Origin of the sequence: Paenibacillus sp. NPDC101420 (genome assembly GCF_050277435.1) — a bacterium.
GTDB lineage: Bacteria > Bacillota > Bacilli > Paenibacillales > Paenibacillaceae > Paenibacillus_AQ.
In genome coordinates this window covers 1-7,082 of the sequence record NZ_JBNNSE010000017.1, presented here as the reverse complement: position 1 = coordinate 7,082, position 7,082 = coordinate 1, and the positions used below count along the sequence as shown (strand labels likewise).

At 42.5% G+C, this 7,082-nt stretch carries 6 protein-coding genes and 1 pseudogene; 3 read left to right on the top strand and 4 right to left on the bottom strand.

Annotation, left to right across the window (positions count from 1 at the left end):
• A pseudogene (locus ACQKMP_RS30500) lies at positions 1-343 on the top strand (hypothetical protein); the annotation flags it as partial.
• 142 nt (positions 344-485) lie between these two features.
• On the opposite strand, the gene ACQKMP_RS30495 reads toward ACQKMP_RS30500, so the two are convergent.
• The 3 genes from ACQKMP_RS30495 to ACQKMP_RS30485 form a co-directional block, all read right to left on the bottom strand.
• Positions 486-656, bottom strand: a complete 171-nt coding sequence (locus ACQKMP_RS30495) for an alpha/beta fold hydrolase (protein WP_197071291.1) — start codon at positions 654-656, stop codon at positions 486-488.
• A 244-nt stretch (positions 657-900) separates the two neighbouring features.
• Positions 901-1,491: a YdeI/OmpD-associated family protein gene (locus tag ACQKMP_RS30490; protein WP_427472534.1), complete on the bottom strand. Its 591-nt coding sequence runs from the start codon at positions 1,489-1,491 to the stop codon at positions 901-903.
• Positions 1,467-2,408: an alpha/beta hydrolase gene (locus tag ACQKMP_RS30485; protein WP_339248231.1), complete on the bottom strand. Its 942-nt coding sequence runs from the start codon at positions 2,406-2,408 to the stop codon at positions 1,467-1,469. The genes ACQKMP_RS30490 and ACQKMP_RS30485 overlap by 25 nt, the downstream gene beginning before the upstream one ends.
• Before the next feature lie 98 nt (positions 2,409-2,506).
• Between ACQKMP_RS30485 and ACQKMP_RS30480 the strand changes: the two genes are divergently transcribed.
• Entirely contained in the window at positions 2,507-3,418 is a 912-nt protein-coding gene (locus tag ACQKMP_RS30480) for a helix-turn-helix transcriptional regulator (protein ID WP_042188235.1), read from the top strand.
• 312 nt (positions 3,419-3,730) lie between these two features.
• Here ACQKMP_RS30480 and ACQKMP_RS30475 read toward each other — a convergent pair whose 3' ends face one another.
• Positions 3,731-6,241: a DUF4855 domain-containing protein gene (locus ACQKMP_RS30475; protein ID WP_427472531.1), complete on the bottom strand. Its 2,511-nt coding sequence runs from the start codon at positions 6,239-6,241 to the stop codon at positions 3,731-3,733.
• A 576-nt stretch (positions 6,242-6,817) separates the two neighbouring features.
• On the opposite strand from ACQKMP_RS30475, the gene ACQKMP_RS30470 reads away from it, so the two are divergent.
• Positions 6,818-7,082 (top strand): IS110 family transposase (locus ACQKMP_RS30470; RefSeq protein WP_427472529.1); only part of this gene is annotated, 265 nt, incomplete at its 3' end.

Genomic DNA, 7,082 nt, shown 5'->3' with positions numbered 1-7,082 from the left:
ACAGTTTTTAAGTGAATTCCCAACCTCATATTCAGTATTACAGACGGATGAAAACACACTCAAATCTAAGATGAAAGAACTGCTTTCTTCAAAACAGGGGCGTTCAGAGGACTGGATTAACCAACGGGTGCAACGGCCGCTAGATGCGGCAAAACAAAACCTATTTCAGCAAACCATGTATGCAAGCCACTTAATCAATTTGAAAGTCCTTATTACCCTCATTCTTCAGTACCAAGAGCATCTTACTGGATTGGAACAGAACATAGAGCGATGCTTTTCTCTCCGCCTGTTCAATTATTGCAGTATTTCTGCTTTGTTAGTTATACGCCTTTTCCTTGCGTGAAGTAAAAAACAAACGGCACGGGGCTTTCCCATGCCGTTTTGAATTCCATTTTTATTCCCGTTCTTACCTTTGAGCTTAACTTAATGACATTGCCTGTTTGGGTGTCCTTATTGTTTTTCTAAGTTTTGCTTACTAAGCGAATCTATTCAGCATCATTCTGCTCTTCCAGCCATCTCAAAATCGCTTGGTTTGTTTCTTCCGGCTTTTCTTGCTGGATCCATTGACCGCAATCCAGATTAACCACTTCCGCATTAGGCACGAACTTTGTCAGGTTTTCAGACCTCTGGACCGTATCCCGGTCACCATAGATCATGAGGGTCGGCTGTACCATAAAAATGAAGGGGGTGGCGATTTTGGATGAGCTGTTTCATCCCTTCTTCATTTAGCGATTTGATTTATGCCTCGCATTTAAAACGTTTTGACTTTTGATGAGAATTAAACCCTAAATGATTGAGAAATACAGTAGCTCCTCTCTCCTAAAGATCAGGGAAACAATAGACCCAGATTTATGCAGTACCAAAAATCCTTTTAGCGATTCTTTTGTTATTTATATTTCCTTATTCTGTAATATTTTTTTTGCAATGTTGAAATTTTAGCCCTTCTTCAGATGAAGCGATCAATATTCCAAGCCTTCTTAATCGTGTTTCTTCTTTCTTGGCGCTCATTACCCACCAGATAGAATCTCTTTTATAGGATGGTGATAAATTAGTGAAGAATAGCCAGGCTGTTTGATTTGCCTTGATTTGTTCTTCATATTCTTTGGCAAGTTCCACGTTTCTTTGTTCAGAGGAATAGCCTTGTGCATCGGTTCTGTTGTTAAAGACGTGCATTCCTTCTGGTCTCATCTTTCCAAGCTGTATTAGTGCTTTTACCTTCTTTACGTTCACAGCACTCCATACACTATTTACTTTGCGCGGAGTAAAGCGAATCTTATAGCTTTGTTTATCAATGGTTTTTCGTATACCGTCAATCCACCCAAAACAAAGAGCGGCATCTACTGATGCAGACCAAGTAAGGCTTGCACGCCCTGTACTTATCCCAAAATAGCCCACCCAAATTTCACTAGCTTCAGTATGATGTTCTTCTAACCAATCGTTAAACTCTTCTTGATTGTTGAAAAAAACTACATCTCCCATTGTTCCAGCCATTTTAAAATTGCTTGGTTTGTTTCTTCCGGCTTTTCTTCCTGGATCCAATGACCGCAATTCAGATTGACCACTTCCACATTGGGCACGAACTTCGTTAGTTTTTCAAACTTCGGGATCACATCCCGGTCGCCATAGATCATAAGTGCAGGCTGTTGGATGATTGGGTTCACGTCCGCCAATAAGCGCCAGTTGCGGTCAAGGTTCCTGTACCAATTTATACTTGCCGTGAAGCCTGATGATTTGAAGGCTGAGACGAAAACGGCCAGTTCGCTGTCGCTCATTATGGGTTCGCCGAGTGGTGTTTCTGCTCTGGCAAGATTAATCATCGCCATACCTGGCTGAGGCGCTCTGGGTGGCTCGTTTTTCCGGTAAATGTTGCGAAGGAACTGGAATGTATTTTCTTCTAATACGGCGTCTGCGATACCCGGCTGTCGATTGAAGTGGACAAAATAGTAGTCGCCGCCAAGTATTTCTTCCATGAACTCGATCCAGGGTCTTTCTCCGCGCTCTTGGTAAGGCATGCTCAGATTTATCACTTTATTTACACGGTTTGGATGCAATAAGGTCAGCCACCAAACGATCATTGCACCCCAATCATGACCGACAAAGGTGGCATCTTCGTATTCGTAGTGATCGAGAAGTGCGATGAGATCACCCGACAAGTGTTCAATGTCATAGTCTGTTACTACGCTCGGACGGGATGAGTTGCCATAACCCCGCTGGTTTGGGACGATGACATGGTAGCCCGCTGCGACAAGGGCGGGCACCTGATGGCGCCAAGAAAAGGCATGCTCTGGCCAGCCATGACAGAGTACAATAGGTTTTCCTAAATTTTGTCGGCCTGCTTCAAAGACTTCGAGTTCCACACCGTTGACTGAAATAAGGGTGGGCTTGGGAAAATCGGTTGGATTAAACATTGCAATTCCTCCTTCTTGTGATACATGTAGTATAATGAACAAAAGGTGACATCTTAGTGTCACCATTTTGAAATCATGTAGAAAAAAAGAGGGCAATTATGGACAAAGTGGAAAGACTCATTTCGATTATCATGATATTGCTGAGAAAAGAGATTATATCTACAAAGGAATTCTCACAACTATTCAATGTTTCCAAAAGAACGATCCTTCGCGATATGGAAACACTGAGCTTATCGAACATCCCGATCTACTCTATCACTGGGGTCAAAGGCGGGTACGGCATAATGGATGAATACAAGGTGGATAAACGCCTTTTAAGCAGCTCCGATTTACAGAATATATTAGCTGCGCTCGGCGGATTGGAACAAATCCTCCTTACTGAAGAAGTTGAAAGAACGATAAAAAAAATAGAGGCAATGGTTAGTCCTTTGTCTCTGAATCGTTCCATTCAACTGTCGTTTTATGAATGGGAAGGTCGGTCCGAGATTCTTGAAACCTTAAAGACATGTCAAACATCCATTTTAAAGAAAAGGCTGGTTTCGTTTGATTATACAGATAAAGACGGGGCTGTAACGAATAGAATGATCGAGCCCTATGAGCTGCATTTTAGCGAATCAAGTTGGTACTTGAAAGGATTCTGTTTACATCGACAGGGATGTCGAACTTTCAAGTTATCTCGGATCGATCATATTACTATGGATGAACGCGCGTTTCATCCTAGAGACGATTGGTCAGAGCAAGTACACGAAGCAAATTATCTACCTGAATTCGTCACGATTAAGGCATGGATATCGCCTAGCATAAAAGATCAAATCATCGAAAGGTATGGTCGAAGAAGTATTGAAGACCATAGTTCTGGATTTTTATTAGCAACCATTTATGTCCCACAAAATCGTATGGGATTTCAACTTTTAGCAAGCTTCGGCACTCATCTAAAAGTTGTAGAGCCCAAAACCTATGTTGAAGACTTTCGAAATTATTTATATCAAATGATGGAGAACTATTCCTGATAGATTTAGCTTTAAAGCTTCAACCTTCAACTCAACTTTTCGCCGTCACTTATGGTAAGGTTCACCGCGCTGTCTGTAACGGCAAGTTTTTGAGCCATCCTTTGCGGGATTGTCATATTTTTCCAAATACGCAGTCCCGCCGACACGTGCCCACCAGCAAATCCGGTCAACTAATAGCCGAGATATTGGATATATTCCGCCTGACATGTGATGGGGTCCAAGCTAAACAAGCCCGGCACAGTGTTTCGTGCATGGGCTTGTTTTGTTATTTGGGATGAGAACCCCATATTAGGCTTTACGTATGCTAATGGATCAGCTGCCATAAACTTCGAACTCATAAAGAGAATACCAGTCGCCTGTGCCTCGATCTGTCGCATGCATCCTTATATACCTTGCATTTACCGGTTCAAAGTAGATATCGTCTATACCACCGTCTCCATTCGTTGTCATGTATATATCCGTCCAGTTGGTTGCATCGTTCGACACCTGAATCTTATAGCCCTTAGCATGAGCATACTCCCAGTTGAGTTTGACATTGTTGACGCGGGTTTCCTGTCCGAGGTCTACATAGATCCATTGCGGATTTGAATACAGGCTGGCCCATCTTGTCGTTACATTACCATCCACCGCTTTATCGGCCGTTAATGTGGATGTCTCGTTGGAAGAGGATGTTGCCGATTTGTTTAACGCTAGATTCGGTTTGCCATAAACCTGGAATTCATATAAAGAATAGCCATAGAAGGAGTAAGCTCTTTGGGTTCCGTACATTCTTACATACCTTGCATTTACGGCAGTAAAGAATATATCGTCAATCCCCCCGTCTCCATTCGTTGTCGTATACACATCCATCCAGTTGACAGTGTCATTCGATACTTGAATCTTGTAGCCTTTGCCATAGGCAAGCTCCCAATTCAATATAACTCGATTTATGTTATAAGCTTGCCCAAGGTCGATCGTAATCCATTGCGGGTCTGCAAACTGACTGGCCCATCTTGTCGTCACGTTACCGTCAACCGCATTATTCGGAGAAAGAGCTGCCTCTTGATTGGAAGATGACGTAGCTGTATTATTTAACGCCAAATTTGTTGTAGTAGCGGATCCGACGCTGTCTCCATATACTTGAAACTCATAAATAGAGTAACCATAGCTCGTGCCCCTCTCTGTTGCGTGCATTCTCACGTATCTTGCCGTTGTAGGCACAAAGCCTATATCGTCTACACCTCCATTGCCTGTCGTTGTCGAATACACATCGGTCCAATTGACCGCATCATTCGATACTTGAATTTTGTAGCTCTTGCCGTAAGCATACTCCCAGTTAAGTTTAACGCGTTTGATGTTATTAGCTTGCCCGAGATCGACGTAAATCCACTCTGTACTTGAATACTGTTGGCTTGACCACCGTGTACCCGGCAAATTGTCAACAGCTTTAGCAGCGGATAGAGAAGAACTTTGGTTGGATGAGGCTACTGCCGATTTACCGCTTGCAAGATTAACTGGAATGGTATACGTTCCTTTAACAAATTTGTAGATATCTTCATACATCTGTCTCCCGTCATAAACTCCGTTTACACCGTTGTTATTCTTGTTTTTATACAAGTTGTATATCCCAAAAATATCTTGATACCAACCCTTGACCGCTCCCGTCATGTATCCGTATTCTACGCCGGCCATTAAGTAATTATCGAATCTGTTTTTAAAATCGGGGTCGAACATCGCTCTTTCGTCAAACTCCATTTCGATGCCCTTATTATATGTTTGAGCTTGGGTCGATACATTCGTCATTCTCGAATAATCAGTCTCCGGAACGAAATAGTGATTGGGCTGCTGGATGCTAAAATCGATTGCATAATTATTCCGGTTGTTGCTTTGTCCGGCACCAAAGTATGGAATCCAGGCAAGTTTCAGACCAAGCGTATGAAGATAGTTACCAGAGTTATTAATTGCATTTACTTCACCCGGATTGCCGGGATCAATATCTTCATGGAACCAGTAGAAGCCTTTTAATTCAAGGTTGCTGTATTGGGCTTGATTCCATCTGCTTAATACGGTGTCGATATACCATTTGGTTACCTTCGTCATATTGCTAGGCATCGAATTCAGATTTTCGCTGATTCCGTCGTTATCGACATCTCCGAAATTGGTGATTTCGCTATTAGGATAAGGCAGCATAATATATACTTTGGATTTGTAATTTGTTAGGTTTAGTGTGGTTGCAACTTGCTGGGTTGCTTGGTTGAGGGCATCGAGCTGTTGATTAGAGGTGAAAATGCGGTTTATATACCATTCCCAATCCGCCTTATAGGTCCACTTGGCAGGGTCCGCTGTATCACCAAAATCTCTATAGTCAGATGTGTTGATTCCTAGAAATAGAAATGAATCGAAAAAGGTGTCATCCATCACATTATTACTGTTGTAGTGCGCAACATAGGGCAAAAGCGTATTCTTGTCATACGTGCCGATTTCTCTTCCCTCGTATGTCGTTCGTCCACCGTAATATCCAGTATAAAGCAAGGCCATGTTCTTCACATTCCCAGATGCCGCGGTATTTGGTGGGAAATATCCTGTTGCAGCAGCAGCGGCAAGCGGCTGTTCTAAGTTAGACTGGGGTTGTTGCTCGAGATCAGGATCGGACTTTTCTTGTTGTCCCTGCTGATTAGGAACTTCAAGTAAAGGCTGTTGATCCTCCTGCCCCTGCGAAATCTTCGGCGACCTATCCCCTTCTCCCTTCACTACTGATGGTTGAACAGAAAAAACAATCGATAAGATTAACACAAATGATAACAGCAAGGAACTTCGTCTTGGATACCTCTGACTTCGCTTCATCTTTCATCCCCATTTCTTAGGTTTAAATGATTTTAACAAGTCTGGTACATGGTCTTGATCCGAGTGTCCATTTTATCCAAGCTCCAAACGGCCCCTTTACGACTAATTCTATGAGGCAATTTTATGCTTGAAAATAGATATCTGTTTACTTTCATATACACCTTTTTACAAATCAAAAAATGAACCGATGCACCTTTCTCTTGTTTCTTCGAAATGTGACCTACGCACATATATTCAAACCCATACGCCGCAAGGAATTCAAAAAAAACTTGCCCTTATTTGTGGTACGGTTCCCCGCGTTTGATCTTCAACTCTCCTGCCCGTTCGTATTATGAGATCAACCAGTTCTTTCTGGTTGATCCTTTTTTCATTTGCATAGAGGATTAAAGTAGCCTGGTCGAACGTACCTGCCCGTGGGACTTGATCCCGAGAGCTATAATGTTCACCCCTACTTGTCATGACCATGATTGAGGCTGGTTGGGACGTAAGATCCCGTATAACAAGCGATGCTATGGAGCGACAAGAAGATCAACCTTAGGGGATGCCGGCGAATCTACACTTACAAGGGGAGATGAAATGAATCCAGTTATCGGTCTAGATATTTCTAAAGAAGAAAGCCATGGACAAGCCTTTCTAGAGCGCGGAAAGCCATTCCAAGGGATATTCCACTTCGAGCACACTCGAGATGGTTTAGCAAATTTCCTTCAAGTTTTAACAGAAGTTGAATTTGCATCTCAACAACGTCTTTTGCTTATTCTAGAAGCAACCGGTCATTATCAAAGTCCCGTTGTTCAGTTCCTAGAGGAACATCATTATATTTATATTGTTATTAATCCGCTCA

Coding starts and splice junctions, on each gene's coding strand:
- ACQKMP_RS30475 (WP_427472531.1), bottom strand. CDS start 6,241: ATGAAGCGAAGTCAGAGGTATCCAAGACGAAGTTCCTTGCTGTTATCA.
- ACQKMP_RS30490 (WP_427472534.1), bottom strand. CDS start 1,491: ATGGCTGGAACAATGGGAGATGTAGTTTTTTTCAACAATCAAGAAGAG.
- ACQKMP_RS30495 (WP_197071291.1), bottom strand. CDS start 656: ATGATCTATGGTGACCGGGATACGGTCCAGAGGTCTGAAAACCTGACA.
- ACQKMP_RS30480 (WP_042188235.1), top strand. CDS start 2,507: ATGGACAAAGTGGAAAGACTCATTTCGATTATCATGATATTGCTGAGA.
- ACQKMP_RS30485 (WP_339248231.1), bottom strand. CDS start 2,408: ATGTTTAATCCAACCGATTTTCCCAAGCCCACCCTTATTTCAGTCAAC.